We start from the raw sequence: 19,067 nt of genomic DNA on the forward strand, positions 1-19,067 counted from the left end.
GTTGCGCTACAGAAATGGGTGCTGCCAAACATGAAGAAACAATGGTATTTGCCGACACCGGCTTTTTCGAAATATGTCTGTTATCCTGAATTTTTGGGACATTACACTCACTTTCCACAACATACAGAGAGAAGAAGCGAAGGGTTTCTGGGGAGCTATAACCTGCATTTGATCTTTGGTGGGGAGGGTTATGTATTCCATGAGGGCGAACGTATTCCGATGAGTAGAGGACGAGGTTTTCTGTACCCTAAAGGGGCTTATCAGCAATACGGCTCTGACCCAGGCGAGCCTTGGGATGTCCGCTGGGTTCATTTTAACACTGAAATTGTCCTTCCCTTATTAGAAGAAGTGGACCAGTCTCGTGCATACCTGTTCACTTTTGATTTGGATGCTAAGCTGGACGAACTATTCGAGGAAATGTATATACTAAGCGCTTCCTACGTGACCCGTAGCGAGCCAAGACTATCTGCTCTGCTGTATGAGCTTCTAGTAAAATTGCTGCAGAACTCCGAGCCGCTTCACGGCTCAGTACCGCACGAGGTTAGGCAGTCCATCCGCAGTGCTGCAGATATCATTCATGTCGAATGTGCCAGCCCTTGGTCTCTGGAATCGATGGCAAGATTGACCGGGTACAGCAGCTATCATTTTCTAAGGCTGTTCCGGGTGGTTATGGGTAAAACACCTAACCGTTATTTAACCGATTGTCGGCTGGCTAAAGCCAAGCTTTTACTAGTTTCCACAGGACTCTCCATTGCTCAGGTTGCTACTCAGTCCGGTTTTGCCCAGTCCAGCTATTTCATTAAAGTGTTCAGAAGGTTTGAAGGCATGTCTCCTGTGAAGTACCGGCAGGCTTTTGGGGCGTAGAGGATCTTCCTTCAGTCCGTAGAGATTCAATCTTAGTCTCTTGGATTTATCACCCTTAAAGATCATCCTTAAGAGAAATTTCACTCTCAATATCTAGACTTATTGTTTCGGAATGAAGCTCCCCTTCATTATCATTCCATGTAATAGATAAAGTGGTATTTTCATAATTTTGTCTATTTTTATTTAATTCGTCATATAAATATGGACCAGTTATAGACCCGATATCAGTGTTACTTAATATTGAAACGGGTCCATCCGTTGACCTAGCTTCATTTACAAGAACTGTTTCATCCTTATTATTATTGTTTTTTTCATTGACTTCATACTTATAATAGCTACTATTCACTAAAGCGCTTGGGTCTCCCTTGAACACTAACTTCCCGTGTCCTCGTAAAATTTTGTTAGATGAAATTATTACTTTGTAATCTAAAACATCCCATGTATCCCCTGTACCCTTAAGCGTATATACTTGAACACCAGTGTTTAAATTTGTTTCGACCTCTTTATTGAAATATAAATAACTCCATATCGCATTCGAAATAATAACCACAGCTACAAGTACTAGGATTAGTTTTTTCATATCTGCTCCTTTATAAATACTCCCCAGCCATTATTTATATCTTAAATTCCACTCCTTAGACCATTTCGGGAAAGCTTCTCCGGTCAATTCTTCGAGTGTATTCCCATCAATGGTATAAACCCAGCCCATATGTAATTCAGCGAAATCAGGAAAACTATAGCCTCCTATCACTTCATCGTCTGCTTCTAGCAGAAAAATCAGGGTTTGTTTTTTTGTATTATCCTTCTCATTATCTAAGGGGTGGTTTTTAACGATGAACTTACTTGTAGTTATTTCCTTGCCTATATAATTGATTGGATCAACACTTTGAACACTCCAATATTGTATGTATGGCATTTCCGTCAGCAGTTTTTTATCTAATAAATATTCAGAAACAATTCCTTCATTACTAATGATCAGATAGCCCATATCGGTAATAAATTGTTCAGCTTTGCTATATTCTTTTTTTGAATTATCGCTAATTTGCTCCTTACTACATCCCAATAAAAAGATTAAGAATAACGGAACTATGATTGCCCTTAATTTGTTCATAGGTTCCTCTCCTTGGAGTGTTTATTACCTCCTTAATAGTCTCATAGATTAATCTTATTGTATGAATTTAGTATCATCAAACTCTTTAGCGTCTTATAGGCTCTCCATTCCAACCTCGCTGTTTCACCGGGAGGCTCCCATGTTATCTGCCATCCTCCATCATCCTCCTGTTGGTGTTCTAATACTTTTAAGTGATCAAGAATGGTTTCATCAGAAAATATGCTGCTACAGTAAGAAGTGGGTGATGGCGAAAATTCTAGAGGAGAGAGTCCATAACTGTGGGATGCGGCATCCATACAAAAGAAGTTGGCAGTAATAAGCTCCTTAGATAATTTTTGAAATAATCCTTTGATATAATCCGATTGAGGTAGGCTTTCCAATAAATAAAATGCAGTCAAAATTGTATGCGCATCGTCATATGCTTGTGCGTGAATATCTTCCAAACAAATTTCTGTCGCTTTATCAAGCCAGGAATGTTCTATCCCTTGCCACTTAAGAAGCCCGACAAGACCAGTAAGTCTGCTAAATGATGGCTCTGTAGAAAGAGGGTTACTCCAATGTTCTGCTCTTGGATAGTTTGCTGATGAAGGAAATATTGTTGGAATACCTTTTTTTAAATCAGCATGCTTTGAAATATAATCACATGCTTTTTGAGAAAGTTCTTCGTCTTTTATGTTACAGTCATATAAAAAACGTAGTGCAAATTCCATGAAAAGTGGCTGACTACCGGGTACCCGTAAATCCGGCTCTATTGCATTTCCAAACCCACCATCTTCGTTTTGGTAGGCTGTTAGTGAAGTCATAATATTGCTCATTGATCCACCGTGGAAAATATATTCAAAAACCCTTCTTTCTAATAATCTGCCATGTGTCCAAATGAAATGGGCTGCTTTCTCAAAATCCATCTGTTCCCCTCCTCAAAATTTAGGCTAAGTATTTAAGTATTCAATGACACTTTTAATATAGGATTCAATCGGTTCCTTTGTATTAACAATATGTATTCTGACATTAGATGGCTTTTTAGCATTTTCAATAGTTTTTAGCAATGTCTCTTCAGAAGGCACTCTTTCAATCTGGCTAATCATTCTTTTTCTATTTCGCAGTCTATTATTGAGCTCATCATAGTCATTTAATAGACATTCTACATATTTATATTCCACATTATATTTCCGGGTCAGATTCAATCCTCTCTCTATCATTTCAGAGTATAAACAAGGGCTATCGAGTATAACATTATGACCTTGAGATAAGTGGAAATCTATCAAAGCCCATTCAATGTCATACGAAATTTTTCCAACTTCCTTGAACCCAATGTTTGCTCCAAGTGATTCCATAAGAGAAGACTTTACAATGTCGTGATCAAGAATAACAGCAGAAGTATGCTGCGCTATTACTCTGGCTAATGAAGACTTCCCTGATCCGGGGTATCCAGACATCTGAAGAAAAAACAACGAGGGCCACTTCCTTTCAGAATAGATTCTTATAAGCATATATCGATTTCCATATAAGCTCCTCATCCTTAATTCCTTCATGGACAAATAACTTTATTGGAAAAAAGATTCCTTCCATAATCGATAATCTAACGTCCTCCACAAATTGTGTGTACGTGTATGCGCTCCTGATTTTATTGTTAATTGAATGAAAATACAGATCAAAAATACGTGTAGTCTCCTCACTGCCATGAAACAAATCGTGGATAAATAACATAACGAGATCCTCGGTACAAAGCCCAACCTTCACTGCTTCAAGATCAATGATGCACGGCCTTGAACTGCTGAACATCGGATATAATAAATTGCCAACATTTAGATCACCATGGATGCATGTTGTATTTTGATATCTGGAGATACGACTAATATGTTTCTGGGCATTTTCACGCAAGCTAAGTAAACACTTCTCGTAAATACTAAACTGTTCTTCCCCAAGGTTATAAGTCTGGTGCTTTCTAAAAGCCAGATAATCTCTCTCCAAATACGAAATATGCTTTAAATAATGCTCTATACTTTTCAAATGCTCGGGATGAGCTAACTCGCTTGTCTCCCAAGAAGCAGAATGAAACTGTGCGATCACATCAATAATGTTTGCTAATTTATCAGATTCAATAGGTACTTCCCAGTCAGCTAAATTGTTATGTGTCGGGGTCAGATCTTCCATCAACAATATCCCTTCTTGTCCAACTGTATCATATTTATTAAAAAAGACTCTCGGAACGGATACATCCTTGGTAGAGTAATGATTGTAAATAGTATTTTCAAATGGGATATGATCTGACTTCGTAATTTTCTCTAATAACGACAAAACCTTATTGTCTTTCGTATACACTTCTATTTTATTGAGTGCTGCTCGATTGCGTATTTCTTGTTTTGTTCTTTTAATCTCAAGAATCTCAGGAATACCCTGACCTCTTAATAGCTCTAATAGTTGATCATCGTTTAGTGGCATTTTCATCCTCCAATCTGAATTAGCTCTCGCCTACAGCAGCCATTTGTCTCACTTCCATTTTTCATCATTCATCAGGTTGAACTAACGTGTATAAATTCGCTTCCAACATTCCATCCACCTTCCAAAATATTGAATATTTCGTGCTGAGAATTCAAATAAAAAGACAAATCACATATAAAAAGTGACTTGTCTTCCGGTGCTTCCACATATAAATTTGCTTAAAATGAATTAAACGCTAAATAATACGTTTTATTTCCGCCAAAAAGTTGAACAGTCTGCCTTATCCAAAATATTAAACTCGATCATTTTTTCAAGTAATGAGAAATCAACTGGACTTTCCCACCGGATGCGTAACAACTGCTTGGTGTGATCATAACCTGCCTGCACAATTTCATCAGAAAAACGATTAATTCCTGCAATTTCAGGGGCAACCGCCAAATGATGTTTGGATACACTAAAACCAATAATAAAAGTCTCGTGATCGGTAAACATAGGCTGATTCCACGCAACTTTTGGCTTTAAATCAGTAAATTTTCCAGCTACCCAAGCTAAAACCTCTTCCATTCTTTCCCTATGTTGCGGGTTATCAATCTGCGCTAAATATTCTGCAAATACTTCCATGTCATTCTCTCCTAACAAAATATTTTCGAATATTCTAATTGATGTTACGTCATTCCAATTACATTCTCTTAGCATAATAATTAAACAGGAAGATTCCTAAGGAGATTTGAAAAACAAAAACACCACATAACACAGTGACTACAGTTTGATCTACTCCCATTAAACTAAATACAACAGTTAGAGCCATTAGGATGTAAAAGTTAACAATATTAGTTTTCCAACCCGCTTTTTCTCTTATTCTTATTTTCCGTTCATCATTAGCCTCAATTTTACTCATTCTAACTTTCTCATCATTCTTTATTTTGTTCTGGGGCTTATTAAGCCATAACGAATACACCATATTTCCTACTCCAAGCACTGCAAGGACTGAACCCACACCAATGAGCAAACCGGAAATTCCTTTTAGCTTCTCGTCAGTTAAAATAAATCCACCCATATAAACCATAATAGCACCTGCAATTGTTAAGAGCACCCATTTACTTGCCGTTTTCATTACCCAGCTCCTCCTCGTAAATGAAAATATCTTCAATACTCATTTCAAAAAATCGCGCAATCTTAAATGCAAGAATGATGGATGGGTTATACCGGCCATTTTCAAGTGAACCAATCGTTTGCCTGGATACTTCCAATTTATCCGCTAGTTCTTCTTGTTTAATGCCCTTTTCTTTTCTAATCTCTTCAAGCCTGTTTTTCAATATCTTACCTCCTGAAGCAATTATGGAAAGTTAACTTTCCGTAAGAATAACATATTGGATTATACATGTAAAGCTAACTTTCCATCAGCTGAAGTTGATTGCAATTTAACCCGTGATCTTTATAGGTGTAATGATTTAGGGCACGCCTTGTTGATACTACATCTGTAGAATCGGGCATGAAAAAACGCCACTCGTTAACTCCCTAATAGGAGTACGGGTGACGTTGAGTGTTTCACGGGCGACAACTTATAAAAAAACACTTCAGTTAGCTTAGTCTGCCTCAAGAATATACCCTCCGAAAGTTTGCCTTTTGGATAAAAAAGTGTCATTGTCAGCAGAAAATAAAATATTAAGACTGTCTCTGTTTCATTGAACAAAAGTCTCCTGTTAGCTTAAACGACATTACGCACCGAGTTTAGCCTTGCAGGGGTGTCTGTTGGCGTAGATATGATTTAATAAGCTGTCGGCAGCTTCTTCGACTATAGATTCAAATTTTTCTCTTACTTACTATGGTTTATTAAATGAGCAATTTCTTTAACTCTCTCCATTGTAATTCCTTCTCTTTGTTCAACTGCAAGTGGATGATTCGTTTGTTCTAATTCTATTAACGGAACAGCACCAACCTCTTGTGTATGCACCATTGTCTTTAACGATAATGTAGTTATTGGATATATTGAAAGTTCAGTCGATAACCAACCAAAATAAGGTTCTTCCGTCTCCCTTCCTTCTACGTGCAATAATTCATTAGACTTCAGAAAGTTTTCTTCACTAAGAGAAACCCACACACTCCATATAAATTTCTCTTTGCTATCGATTATTGGTATTTCAATATGGCCTCTAATAAAGAAATGCTGTTCATCAATTACACAAAAATCTCTAATTAATTCTGTTCTTTTCTCTTCTGGTACAGTGTAAAAATAATATGGTGCTTCACTTCCGTAACATAAAGGAAGTTCACTTAATTCGTTGTTACAGTGAGGGCATTTCATGTTTTCTGCTCCTTATAGTTTCTCGCCGATTTCTTATAACGTCTTATTCGGGAGCTTTGTGATAATTCCATCTTTTGAGTATTCGCGAAATTACTGAGTTATCCTGCCCCTTTACTTCAATAAAAACGGCAGCTGATCCTCGGATCGGCTGCCTTCTTGTTGCGATTAAACTATCGTGATCCGTTATTTTAATCATATCAACTCTGAGATAAACATTGGTGTAGCTCCATCCTCTGTATTAAAGCCAAACTTATTATAAAAATCCACTGCATGCGGATAAGAAATTAATACCTTTGTTTTACACCCTTTATATCTATCAAGCATTATATTCATCATTTCCTTACCTATACCTATACTCTGATAACTCGGATTAATAAGCATATAATGAAAATATACCGTTAAAACACCATCTGACAAAGCATTTATTAAACCGACAAGCTTTCCTCCTTCCCAAGCGGTAACAATTGAATGAGACCCTCCGATTGCTTGTAAAAGCTCGTTTGGATACTTGCCAGACTCCCATTCTACCGAAAGAAATAACTCTTGGAGTGCATCCTTAGTGATATCCTCTTTGCTTGAAGCGTAATAAATACTCACCCCTACACCTTCCTTTCATAAAACTAACTACGGCACACATCTGTTTTAAACTCCCATATTTCGATGGTTTTGCAATCCTTACGAAGCCATAAAATAATACCGACAAAGCAATTTCGGATTTATCAAAGTGAATAATCACTTTATTTACCTCAATATACTATAAAAATATGTATAGAAAATGGATTAACTGCAGTGGAATTTGTATTTATTCACATTAGAGAATTCATGAGAATACTTTTTTCACTTAAGCATACTATTCCTAAGACTTATAGCGTTAATCTGCCAGTTAGCTAAATAGATAACATTGAACTATAGTTAAATATTTAGCTAATCGGCGAAGTATAACATTCTTGTCCTCAGCCTGGGGCAAGAAACGTGCTTCCTTAATCAAAAAAAGCCGCTAAATTAGCGACTTTTAATCAAACAATTTTCTTTTCCTAAACCCTTTCCTTTGTATTTAATCTAACATGTGCGTTTTTTAATGAACAGTTGTATCTGATAATCCCACTGCAATATTCCAGTCACAATAATGTTATGAAGAACAAAATCTGGACACACATCGTATTCCGTCTTTGCCCTTTCAAGTAAATTTTGTAATACAGCATTCTTATTCTCTTCGGTACAGTTTGCACACAGATAGTCCCCTTCTGGTAGCACAGTTAACCCCTCTAAAGACGGATATTTCAAGCAAACAGCAAATAACCGTGTTATTCCTTCAGTCGTGAACATTCCCGCCATATCTTCAAACAGAAATTGTGAATGCACAGAAGTCTCAATTTGTTGATAGAAATGTCTGTGATAGTCCCATAAATTCTTAAGTGTGGGGCTTTCCATTTTATTCGAAAGCATAATTACCCTTTCCTCTATGTTTCTGACAAAGTAATTTTCACTTTGACTATAACCGTTGTGGAACTTATTTTCATAATGTAGATAGGCACGTTTAATTTTCGATTTTGCATACTGCAGACGAGCAATTTTATCGTCTGCTCTTTTTTCTGCCTGTTTTAGAAATTCAATTACTTTAGAGAGATCATTCTGCTGCAATATATCTTTAATATCCATTAAAGTAAGATCCATTGCTTTGAGCAGTTCAATGGTTTGCAGCTTTACGAGCTCCTGCTCGGAATAGTATCGATATCCCGACAATTCATCTTTATGGCATGGCTTGACTAATCCAATACGATCATAGTGCCGCAAGGTCTCACTGGTCGTCTCTACGATTTCTGCTGCTTGCTTAATTGTAAAATAGTTGTTCATATCTACCCTCTTGACCTTTTTGTAACACAAAAGTTTATGATGATTAAAACATATGCGACTGATAAACGCAACGAAATACAAAAATGGATTTATTACTTTTTCAAGATGATTATGTTCAACTCTAATACTTTGTTGCATATCGCAATTTTTTTGCAGAGCAGCTTAGGTTTGGTATTCGTAGGACTGGCTATATTAAAAAGAAAAATGATTTAACGAAGGAGCATTTTATAATGAAAAGTACTGCAAAAAAATTACTAACTACTATAGGCATATTGGTGACACTATTGATAGCATTGGCAGGATGCTCCTCCCACTCCACTTCCATGGAGAAAAAAAATTACATCATCCCTGCCCAAAAGATTGATACCTTAACAATTGATGCAAAGGACAAAAAAATAACTATCCTCCAATCTAAAGATGAACAAATTCATATTGTTTACTATGAAAGTGAGAAAGATTTTTACAAGATTGATCTATCTGACGATAAAGAACTGTCAATGGTAAGTGACAGTAATAAGGAATGGAACGACTATATCGGAGGAAAAGACTCGCAAGTAACCAGAACTATTCAGGTATGGATACCTGATGCAACTTTAAAAAATTTGACATTAAAAACATCAAATGAAAATATTGTATTACCAACAATCGCGTTTTTAGGGACAGTGGAAGTAAACATAAATAACGGAAATATCCAACTGGACAAATTGAATGTAGGGACGGCTATAACCCTTGAAACAAAAAACGGAAATATTAGCGGTTCTATTCTAGGGCCATATGATGATTTCGCGATCTTAAGCAAGGTAAAGAAAGGAGATAGCAATTTGCCTGCCAATAAAGAGAATGGTTCAAAAAAATTATCTGCTTATACAAATAACGGCGATATTACCTTACAATTTTCTGAGTAGCCAGTAGTTAAATATTAGCTCGTATGAAGTCAGATACAATATTGAAAGGGATAACCCCTGTTTCACTTTTGAAACTTCTGGTCCTACCTCTTCGACTATTCCACCGGCCTATAACCGATAAAATATCCGTCTTGTAATGGAAAATCACCTTGATAAAGTTGTTGATCCGACCCGTAAATCGATTATCTTATGATGTACCCGAAGGCCAAAATATATAAGCTTGATAGTGAATTCCATCAAAATAAGGTATAAGCCGCATTACAGCGGCTTATACCTTCATGATTTTGTTTGACTGTTTTGAACCATCCTTTGGAACTCAATGTATCCGATGCATATAAAAAGTACTACTATCGATATAATTAATATAATACCGTATATTGGATATTCAAACTATCCTGCCAGTTAGCTTAATGAAGCATCGTCAGTCTAATCGGGTTTTCATCTGTTTCATTTAAGGTTTCATTTAAGATCAACGAATTGGGATACGATTTAAGAAATGTTGATTCATCTACTTTTAAAAAAAACTCGCCTTCAAAAATTAGTTGATTCGTATTAGGCCCGATTTGATCTAAATTTCTTGCTATCTCCGATTCCTTAAAGATACTTTGTTTATCTGCTCGCAAGAACATGCCATGAGGTGTATATAGTTGACTATAATACCCTTTTGCGATTTTTGATTCTACGGATTCTACGTTTTTTACTGATTCTACGGATTTTACGTTATTTGTTGAAAAATTAGTGTTAACAGGATTTTCAACTGCCTTATTTACGGTTTCCATTTCTGGATAGGTGTCTGCTTTTGAATTTGATATTAATGCCACTCCTGAAATAATAGTCACTGCAAAGGCTATTAAATATATTTTTTTAAACATATTATCCCGCCCTTTCTATACCAATAAATTATTTCCTACTTCAAAACATTATATTCACTTAAATGTTGAACGAATGGATAAGGTCCGTAAAGGAAAAGATCAAACTAAAAAATGTATTATTTTCCTTATTTTATTATACTACCTTTTAAAGTGCATGTGAACATCAGTTTACTATAATATTAATTTCCTTACGCAATAATCTCCAATTCTCCTCTATGTAATATTATGTTCTAATAAGTCTTTTAATGTGTAGTCTACATGGACACAGATCAATCCACTTACAAAGAGTAGCCGAAGTATGGTGAAATTATTGAAGAGCAGGTGCTTCGGTATCCTGTCCTTTGTTAAACTATTCTCCCTCTATGAGGAATCACTTTTCTCTTGAATGCTCGTAATATCTTAGGTTTCTGATTTTATTCGTTCAGTGCAGACGACTTCATGGTGGAATCAAGTTGAAATCGAAGAAAATGTTGGGACGAGGAAAAGCGCAAAAGAACATCTCCTTAACCACAGTCTGAAGAAAGTGGTTACCTAGGAAAAGTATGGTTGCACTTATGTATCTCCACATTCCTCATGGAGGTCAACCCTCCCAAGTCTCACAGTCCACGCTCTCACATTCCTTCATTCAACCTGTCCATGAGGTGGAGGTCAGATATGCTGCCCGACAGGATCTTCGTCCGTATGATAGTTTCGTTCCGACTCATCCGTGCTTCAGTTGTCTGTATCTCACTGTTTTGGTTCGAACGCTAATGAACTACTATTTCGTTATGCTGCCGTACTTAAAACATTGAATTGAGGGATATCCTCCCGTTAGTTTAATAAAAAGAACGCTCCCGCGCCTTCGCTTGGGCTGCGTCCTCCTCATTATATTCCATTTCCAATTACCTATTAAAGAACGTACGCGGGTAGCACACCATCAACATATTAACAAAATTAAATATCCTCGTCGAATAACCAGTTTAAATCAACATTAATTTCTTTCCTTAATTCTTTTAGAGTTTCGGCAGAGGGTTTAGTCTTTCCCTGCTCAATTTCACTAAGTCGGCCTTGTGAGATCATCTTCCCCCATATAAAAAAAAGATAAAGCCGCCCTGTATTTTCAGGACGGCTCTAGATGTCAGTGTTGCTGTTCCACACTCATTTTTTTCTTAAGCTTTTCAAAACACAACTTTATTGCAATTTTGTTACTCAAAACAATACTTTAATGTTCAGAACGACACATTAATGTAATTAGTCAATGTTCAGTGACATTATAGTTGGTGTCTGAAAAAACCAGTAAAATTAAGTGATTTTCTTATTTTACCTCTAATTAATTTCACAATATAGTTAGTGTCTAAGAAAAACACATAAAATACTTGATGACATTAAAGTTTGTGTCTGATTTTTACATTAGAGTTGGTTCCTAATACTTATTTGCAACTACCAATTTTACTTTTCCGTGGTTGCATAATGTTTTGAAATATTGCAAACTCTTGTTGGCAGTAGGTGTTTCCTTTTTACATCATAAGATACTTTCTCTTAATAAATATCCATGTATAGAACCTCGTTCAATCATGAAATCAAGAATCGGAATAATCTTGTTTTTCAATCTTATTTCTTCTTTAATTTTTTGTCTATTAATGAAAATATATTTTCTCAAAAACATTTCCAAATAGTATAAGGTATTTGATTCTAAATCATCAAGGTTTAAAAACTTGTTATTCGATACAATTGTATGAAGCCACTCAATACCTTCATCTTTAAAATTGCTTCCGATTGAATTCGAAATTTTGACAATAGAATACAATACAGATGGAATATTTCCAATTTCTTTAGAAGCGCTAGTATAGAGAGTCAAATTTTCCTTCTTTAAGCTATGCCACTCTTCAATTCCTTCACGCCACCAACGCCATGCGAATTAGTAATTTATTATGATTTCTGTTAAATGATAGCCACGTGGATTTGAACATAGTTCTTTTATTTTAGGATACAGGTTATCCCAAATATGCCAAAATTGTTCATGACGGTTTAGGTTATCTTCCGCCAATACTAATTCTTCAATAATTGAAGCCGTTTCTTCTGTTGAAGAAAACGAATCAACAAATGGTTTTAGAAACACATCAATTTCACTTTTTTCTCTTTGTAAAATGAAATAAGCAAATTTTTTGAAAATATGATTGCGTAACAAGTATATGTTAGAGTTGTCCCCCGAATCATCTTTGTAACTTCTTCTGTCTTTTAATAACTGTGAAGCTAATGAAGGCAACGATTTCGTATAAATGTCTAAGTGTATTTTATCTTTCGTCTCCGAAGGAATTAATTGAAGAACTATTTCCAAGTCATGAATATCAAGTGAGGCAATATCATTTATATCAAATGATATATTTTCAAAAGTGAAATCGTCATCTATCTTGCCTAACCTTTCAAAAATTGAACTTTTAGAAATTTGTCCCCAACCTTTTTCTTTCCTTATTTCAGCAATGATATTTTTATAAATAGGTTTGAATTTTATATAACCAAACAAAATTGATTGTGCAACTTTTGAATCCCGTTCCCATAAATTTGATTTGTGAATTGATTCAATAACGTAGTCACATATTCTCTTGTAATGCCCAATTGGTGTTTCATCTAAAAGTGCCAAAACCATTATCGAAACATAATCTTCTGTTTCTTCTGGATTTTCAATTACTAATGCTGGAATTGCATGGACAGCTGCTTCAACTCCGTCACTTATTTGATAACCGTAATCATCTGCAAAAAGATTAGATATTGTTGCAAGAACTATTTCTTTGCAAAAAGCCTTATCTTCTTTTGATAGTTTGTCACTGTGCTCACGTAATAATTTAGAACACGAAAACGCAGGTATGGAATATTCAAACATACCCATTCCGTCTCGTCCCTCTTTCAATTCTTCAACAAGTTGTTTTGTCTCGGATAATGCTAAAAGAGGATTGTTGTCATATTCCTCTTGTTTTGTGGTTTTAGTTTGATTTCTTGCACCAGCCAAAAAATCTGCCCACACTCTTAGCGAAGAATATTTAAAAACATCTTGGTATTGATTTAAGGCTTCTTCACTTTCCTTTTTAAGTTCATCAGAAAGCTCTATGGGACTAAATTCTATTTGTAAATGGTCGTCGTCATGTTGTGATACTTTTGGTTCTAAATTTCGTCTGTCCATTCTTGCCATCAAAATTCCGTAAGATTTACTTGCTAAGGTGTTTGATTTGTGTTGGTCAATTATCCCATACAATTTTTTGATGAATTCAGTATTTTGTTCCTCTGTAAAACCTTTTACGCCAAAAAGCTGATAATTTAAAAACAGTGATTCTAAATTTGAGTTTCTATGTTTATCCTCGCAAGTTTTCAATCTTTCATCTGTGTATAAAATATCTTTAATTTTATCCATTCCATATCCTATTGAATATAGCGATTTTGCTTGAAATTCATTTGTGCACCTGAAAGTGTCCAAATGAAAGAATTCTATTGTTTTGAATAAAATTAAAGCGACATCATAAAACTTATCAGGATTTGCAAGCACAACGCTACATACTAGCGTGGGTTATTGCAGATATTAATCCCCAAACTTTACTATCAGTTGCACGTGTTTCACGCATATTTTGTTTCCTGGTTACTATCAAAATAAAACATGAACTGCTTATTTTTTGCGTGATAATACATCTATTGTTTTTTCAACTTCTTTCACGCCTTCTTCATCCATACAACATTTTAAGACTATCGTTCCATCATTATTCCAACGTAAAGGTATTACATCGGTATCTATATTTACCTCGCCGTCCATATCATAGGAATTATATATTTCTTTAAGTGGAATTTTTGTCGGTTGGGAAAAGTCGAAAAAGAATGTACTTGAAGGGCAAGCCCAATAGCATCCATCAACTGCCAGAATATTATTTTGAGCACAGTATAAAACACTCGTCCAAATAAATGTTTCTTTATGTTCCTTAAAACTCTCGGCTGGGATGAAATGATGTGTACTTAAATCAGACAAATCTAAAACACTATAGCCATATAGCTCAGTCGAAAACAACAGATAATTCTTACCGTTGGAATGTTCAACCATTGAAAAAAAATCAACATGGTAGTCTATATTCTTTAACTCTGTTATTATATTTCCCCTTAGGTCCAACACGTCAGTTTTTGAAGCTCTTACATTGTATTCTGATACTTGGTGGCTATCATCATAGTAATAATATGTCTTAAGTATATGCTTCCCATCCGGCAACAGTCTTTCATTGATATCTTTGGACATAAACTTTTTATTAAAAATATATTCGAACTTTTTCTTATGCTCCTGATATTCATTTGTATAAGCAACATTAATTTCTGACATAATTTTCAACTCCAAATTTATTGTGTGTATTTATGTTCAGCGTATTTCAAAGAACTAATAATTATACGAACAGTTAGACCCCTAATTAATTTTCACAGGTATTCCGAGGTTCCCCGCATAACGTATTATTTACGAATTTCGTGAATATTCTACAATTAAATTATTCGCGAAGTGATTGAACTATCCTGCCCGTTAGCTTAATGAAGTGTCGTCAGTCCAATACTTTATTTTCTCAGTCTACAACTTTGTTTGCTGCTTCAACATAGAACTTTATTTTCATTTGACGGTTTATACATAAGTGAATTTTGAAATAGGATAAAGTTTCATTAATTAACCTATCATAAAAAAGCCCGATGATGTAAGACATCATCGGGACTTTTTTATGATATTTAATGGGCCTATTCAACTTCTAAGACCAACTATTTTGTAAAGGTACTGACATTATTGTCTGAACACTTTCATTAATGTCTGTTCACCAACTTTAATGTCACCAGACAAACAACTGTACTTTTACATCACCAAACCTACTCCACAGTAACACTCTTCGCCAAGTTACGTGGTTTATCCACATCATGACCCAGCGCAAGAGAAGCATAATAGGACAATAATTGCAGAGGCACTACGGACAAAGCTGCTGTCAGCATTGGAAGTGTTTTAGGAATCACGAACACTTGATCAACTGATCTAAGCAGGTCAGTTAAATGCTCTTGGTGCGTGATTGCCAGCACATCTGCGCCCCGAGCTTTCACTTCTTTGATGTTGCTGACGGTCTTCTCAAGTACAGCTTCCTGAGTTGCCAGGGCAATAACTGGAACGCCTTCTTCGATCAGAGCCAATGTACCGTGTTTCAATTCACCTGCAGCATAAGCTTCGGAGTGAATATAAGAAATTTCTTTCAGCTTCAAGGATCCTTCTTGAGCAACAGCGTAGTCTACGCCACGGCCGATGAAGAACAAGTTTTTGTGCTCAGAAATTTGTTCAGCATAACCTTTGATCGCTTCTTTTTGAGCTAGGATCTCTTCTACTTGCTCTGGTAGAGATTGCATAGCTGCAAGAATCTTAGTAACTTGTGCTTCGGTTTGTGTACCACGAACTTCAGCCAAGTAAAGAGCAAACAATCCAAATGCGATCAATTGTGAAGTGTAAGCTTTGGTCGAAGCTACTGCAATTTCTGGACCTGCCAAGGTTACAAACACATCATTTGCTTCGCGAGCGATAGAACTGCCCACAACGTTAGTGATCGCCAATACATGTGCCCCGTTAGCTTGTGCTTCACGCAGAGCTGCCAAAGTATCTGCAGTCTCACCGGATTGGCTGACTACGATAACCAAAGTTTCTGGAGTCACGATTGGTGAACGGTAACGATATTCCGAAGCGATATCATTCTCAACCGGAATACGAACCAAAGATTCGATCATAGTACGTCCTACCACACCAGCGTTGTATGCCGTTCCGCAAGCAACGACTTGAATGTTACGAATGTTCTTGATTTGTTCTTCAGTCATGTTCAGTTCAGGCAATACAACCTTGTTACCTTCGGCATTGATACGACCACGCATGGTGTCGCGGTAAGCCTTAGGTTGCTCGTGTATTTCTTTCAGCATGAAATGCTCGTAGCCGCCTTTTTCTGCGGTAACTGCATCCCAATCGACAGTAATCATTTCCCGAGAAATAAAATTGCCTTCAATCGTCATCAATTCGACAGCATCTCTTGTCAGCACAGCCATTTCGCCGTCGTTCAAAATATATACGTTACGGGTATATTCAAGCAGTGCCGGAATATCTGACCCGATAAAGTTTTCTCCTTCGCCAAGACCGATAATGAGCGGGCTAGCTTGACGCACAGCCACCAGTTTATCTGGTTCATATTCAGTCAGGACGCCTAATGCAAACGCACCGCGCATGAACGTAATCGCTTTTTGTACAGCCTTCACGATATCTCCGTCATATTCGCGAGCAATCAGATGTGAAATAACTTCTGTATCGGTTTCAGAGACAAAGTGGCATCCGCCAGCGATCAGCTCTTCTTTCAGATCCAGATAGTTTTCGACAATACCGTTGTGAACTACCGAGAACTTCATGCTGTTATCCGTATGTGGATGTGAATTCTCATCGGATGGTTTACCGTGAGTCGCCCAGCGTGTGTGTCCGATACCTGCGCTACCTGCCAGCGGGCTGTCTTCGAGCTTCGACTGCAGATTCGCCAAACGGCCTTGAGCTTTCACTACTTGCAGTCCTTCTTGGGTGAATACAGCAATACCAGCGGAATCATATCCACGATATTCCAATTTCTTCAAACCCTCAACCAAGATCCCCTGCGAATTCTGATTACCAATATATCCTACAATACCACACATTATAATTTCCCCCGTCCGAGTTATCGTAATGTGGCGGCATAAGGAAAGAAACGTGCCGTGCGGCATGTTTTTGAGAAAAAGCAAATATTCTGTTGTATTTTAGGATCAACAAAATAAACTGTCACTTACATTCTAATGTTCATGAAATGCACAGCCTTCTCCTCTGCCGTGGCAGAAATAACGTGTTTCCTTCTGATGCGCGCACACATGAATAATATAATTTGTTGCACCCATGAAAACGTTGTGTGAAAGGTCGCCCTTTCATTTTCCGTATCCATTTACGGCTCTGGTGCATCACCGGGAGGTCCCCGCCGAACATTTCGAACACCTCCACCTCGTCAGCTTACGTCTGCCGTGATCCGTTCAAGCCATAGCCTACATAACAAGTAAGCAGCTTTCCCTTCTCCCCCGCGCTAGACCAAGCTCTGGCGCTTGCTATTGCTAACCTCACAATCCCCGCTTTCCTTCTAGAATGACACTTAATCTATTATATGCACCTTGTTGTACTTTGGCAATGGCGCATCAACCTAAATTTTACAAAAGCAGTTCAAACGATCCAATCCTAAAATAAAATAACACTGGTGCAACGAGTCCGAATCGCTCTCGCTCACTGCACCAGCCTTATAGTTAAGGTAATGGATTATACCAATTCGCGTTGAACTACTTCCACAATTTGATTCACATAAAGATCTAAATCTGCCTTATCCGGTCCCTCTGCCATAACGCGGATTAGAGATTCCGTACCTGACGGACGTACAAGCACACGGCCATTGTCACCTAGCTTACCTTCAACTTCAGCGATAGCCGCTTCTATAGCCGGGTTATTAGGGTAATTAGTCTTATCCTGTACACGAACATTAACCAGCACCTGCGGGTATTTAGTCATCATACTCTTAACTTCGCTAAGCTGTTTGCCTGTAGCCTTAAGCGTATCTACCAGCTGAATAGCTGTAAGAATACCATCACCAGTTGTATTGTAATCCAGGAAAATAACATGTCCAGACTGTTCTCCGCCTAGATTAAAGCCCCCACGACGCATTTCTTCCATAACATAACGATCCCCTACAGCTGTCTTAGCAGTATTCAGGGATAATTTCTCGGTAGCTTTATAGAATCCGATGTTACTCATAACAGTTGATACAATCGTGCTATCCTTCAGCTTACCTGCACGGTTCATGGCATCACCACAAATACAAAGGATAAAGTCGCCATCGACTTCATCACCGTTATTATCAATAGCGATCAGGCGGTCAGCATCTCCGTCAAAAGCAAGTCCCAAATCGGCTCCATGACGCAAGACTTCTTCACGCAAAGTCTCTGGATGTGTCGAACCAAATCCATCATTAATATTCAATCCATCTGGCTCAGCCCCGATAGAAATAACCTCAGCGCCAAGCTCTCTGAACAGTCTTGGAGCAAGCTCATACGCTGCGCCATGCGCACAGTCCAGTACAACCTTGATTCCCTTAAAGTCCTGAGAAATGGTAGTTTTCAAATACTCCAGATAAAGATACTTAGCATCATTATCTACGGTAACCATACCTAAACCCGAACCGATAGGACGTGGCAATTCATCTACCTCAGCATCCATAAGCTCTTCAATGCGCAGTTCAGTTTCATCTGTAAGCTTGAAGCCATCCCCACCAAAGAACTTAATGCCGTTATCCTCTACAGGATTGTGAGAAGCTGAAATCATGACGCCTGCGTCTGCTTTTAACAATCTCGTAATATAAGCAACAGCAGGGGTACTCACTACGCCTATACGGATTACATCGGCTCCAATAGACAATAAGCCCGCTATCAGCGCGGATTCCAATAAAGGACCGGAAATACGTGTATCCATTCCGATAACAACCTTCGGTTTATCCAAGTTACCCGCTAGTACATATCCTCCACAACGGCCAATACTATAAGCCATTTCTGCAGTCAATTCACGGTTTGCTACTCCCCGCACACCGTCAGTTCCAAAATACTTCCCCATTATTTTTCTCCTTTGAATACGCTACGTTAGCTTAATGTACTATCAT

Annotated in this window: 18 protein-coding genes and 1 pseudogene; 2 read left to right on the forward strand and 17 right to left on the reverse strand. The window is 37.3% G+C overall.

The features are described 5' to 3' along the window. The first annotated feature begins 30 nt into the window (after positions 1-30). Positions 31-864, forward strand: coding sequence for an AraC family transcriptional regulator (locus tag NST25_RS27540; RefSeq protein WP_076129799.1), 834 nt, complete (start codon positions 31-33; stop codon positions 862-864). Between the two features lie 55 nt (positions 865-919). Here the strand turns inward: NST25_RS27540 and NST25_RS27545 are convergent, their stop codons facing one another. The 11 genes from NST25_RS27545 to NST25_RS27595 all read right to left on the reverse strand — a co-directional run bounded on the left by NST25_RS27545 (position 920) and on the right by NST25_RS27595 (position 8,576). Then, positions 920-1,444, reverse strand: a complete 525-nt coding sequence (locus NST25_RS27545; RefSeq protein ID WP_076186535.1) for a hypothetical protein — start codon at positions 1,442-1,444, stop codon at positions 920-922. 30 nt (positions 1,445-1,474) lie between these two features. After that, a complete protein-coding gene (locus NST25_RS27550; protein ID WP_076186537.1) occupies positions 1,475-1,975 on the reverse strand; it encodes a hypothetical protein in 501 nt (166 codons plus the stop codon). A gap of 41 nt (positions 1,976-2,016) precedes the next feature. Continuing rightward, positions 2,017-2,880 carry a hypothetical protein gene (locus NST25_RS27555; RefSeq protein ID WP_076186540.1) on the reverse strand — a complete coding sequence of 288 codons (864 nt, stop codon included), beginning with the start codon at positions 2,878-2,880 and terminating at the stop codon, positions 2,017-2,019. Positions 2,881-2,904: 24 nt separating this feature from the next. Next, complete coding sequence (locus tag NST25_RS27560; RefSeq protein ID WP_076186542.1) at positions 2,905-3,426, reverse strand: AAA family ATPase; 522 nt, start codon at positions 3,424-3,426, stop codon at positions 2,905-2,907. Between the two features lie 16 nt (positions 3,427-3,442). Beyond that, positions 3,443-4,417 carry an aminoglycoside phosphotransferase family protein gene (locus NST25_RS27565; RefSeq protein WP_076186544.1) on the reverse strand — a complete coding sequence of 325 codons (975 nt, stop codon included), beginning with the start codon at positions 4,415-4,417 and terminating at the stop codon, positions 3,443-3,445. A gap of 249 nt (positions 4,418-4,666) precedes the next feature. Next, a complete protein-coding gene (locus NST25_RS27570) occupies positions 4,667-5,038 on the reverse strand; it encodes an iron chaperone (protein WP_036681355.1) in 372 nt (123 codons plus the stop codon). A gap of 58 nt (positions 5,039-5,096) precedes the next feature. Continuing rightward, positions 5,097-5,531 carry a hypothetical protein gene (locus NST25_RS27575; RefSeq protein ID WP_076129794.1) on the reverse strand — a complete coding sequence of 145 codons (435 nt, stop codon included), beginning with the start codon at positions 5,529-5,531 and terminating at the stop codon, positions 5,097-5,099. Then, a complete protein-coding gene (locus tag NST25_RS27580) occupies positions 5,515-5,733 on the reverse strand; it encodes a helix-turn-helix transcriptional regulator (RefSeq protein ID WP_036681352.1) in 219 nt (72 codons plus the stop codon). Before NST25_RS27580 ends, NST25_RS27575 begins: the two co-directional genes overlap by 17 nt. 500 nt (positions 5,734-6,233) lie before the next feature. Further along, positions 6,234-6,722 (reverse strand): DUF2199 domain-containing protein, encoded by a 489-nt coding sequence (locus tag NST25_RS27585; protein ID WP_076309005.1) that lies wholly within the window; start codon positions 6,720-6,722, stop codon positions 6,234-6,236. A 192-nt stretch (positions 6,723-6,914) separates the two neighbouring features. Next, on the reverse strand, positions 6,915-7,319 hold the full coding sequence (locus tag NST25_RS27590) for a GNAT family N-acetyltransferase (protein WP_038573410.1): 405 nt from the start codon (positions 7,317-7,319) through the stop codon (positions 6,915-6,917). A 462-nt stretch (positions 7,320-7,781) separates the two neighbouring features. After that, complete coding sequence (locus tag NST25_RS27595) at positions 7,782-8,576, reverse strand: MerR family transcriptional regulator (protein WP_076309006.1); 795 nt, start codon at positions 8,574-8,576, stop codon at positions 7,782-7,784. Between the two features lie 230 nt (positions 8,577-8,806). Here NST25_RS27595 and NST25_RS27600 point away from each other — a divergent pair, with 230 nt between their 5' ends. Continuing rightward, complete coding sequence (locus NST25_RS27600; protein ID WP_076309007.1) at positions 8,807-9,481, forward strand: DUF4097 family beta strand repeat-containing protein; 675 nt, start codon at positions 8,807-8,809, stop codon at positions 9,479-9,481. Between the two features lie 54 nt (positions 9,482-9,535). On the opposite strand, the pseudogene NST25_RS27605 reads toward NST25_RS27600, so the two are convergent. The 6 genes and pseudogenes from NST25_RS27605 to glmM all read right to left on the reverse strand — a co-directional run. After that, positions 9,536-9,663, reverse strand: a pseudogene (locus NST25_RS27605) (glutathione-dependent formaldehyde dehydrogenase); the annotation flags it as partial. A 225-nt stretch (positions 9,664-9,888) separates the two neighbouring features. Next, positions 9,889-10,353 (reverse strand): hypothetical protein, encoded by a 465-nt coding sequence (locus NST25_RS27610; protein WP_076309008.1) that lies wholly within the window; start codon positions 10,351-10,353, stop codon positions 9,889-9,891. Positions 10,354-12,250: 1,897 nt separating this feature from the next. Continuing rightward, a complete protein-coding gene (locus NST25_RS27615) occupies positions 12,251-13,738 on the reverse strand; it encodes a hypothetical protein (protein ID WP_218642822.1) in 1,488 nt (495 codons plus the stop codon). A 249-nt stretch (positions 13,739-13,987) separates the two neighbouring features. Continuing rightward, positions 13,988-14,683 carry a hypothetical protein gene (locus tag NST25_RS27620; protein ID WP_076303161.1) on the reverse strand — a complete coding sequence of 232 codons (696 nt, stop codon included), beginning with the start codon at positions 14,681-14,683 and terminating at the stop codon, positions 13,988-13,990. A gap of 524 nt (positions 14,684-15,207) precedes the next feature. Next, on the reverse strand, positions 15,208-17,040 hold the full coding sequence (gene glmS / locus NST25_RS27625) for a glutamine--fructose-6-phosphate transaminase (isomerizing) (RefSeq protein ID WP_076309009.1): 1,833 nt from the start codon (positions 17,038-17,040) through the stop codon (positions 15,208-15,210). A 640-nt stretch (positions 17,041-17,680) separates the two neighbouring features. Beyond that, on the reverse strand, positions 17,681-19,021 hold the full coding sequence (gene glmM / locus NST25_RS27630) for a phosphoglucosamine mutase (protein WP_076208470.1): 1,341 nt from the start codon (positions 19,019-19,021) through the stop codon (positions 17,681-17,683). Positions 19,022-19,067 lie beyond the last annotated feature (46 nt).

Source organism: Paenibacillus sp. FSL E2-0190, from assembly GCF_037992965.1.
GTDB lineage: Bacteria > Bacillota > Bacilli > Paenibacillales > Paenibacillaceae > Paenibacillus_AQ > Paenibacillus_AQ odorifer.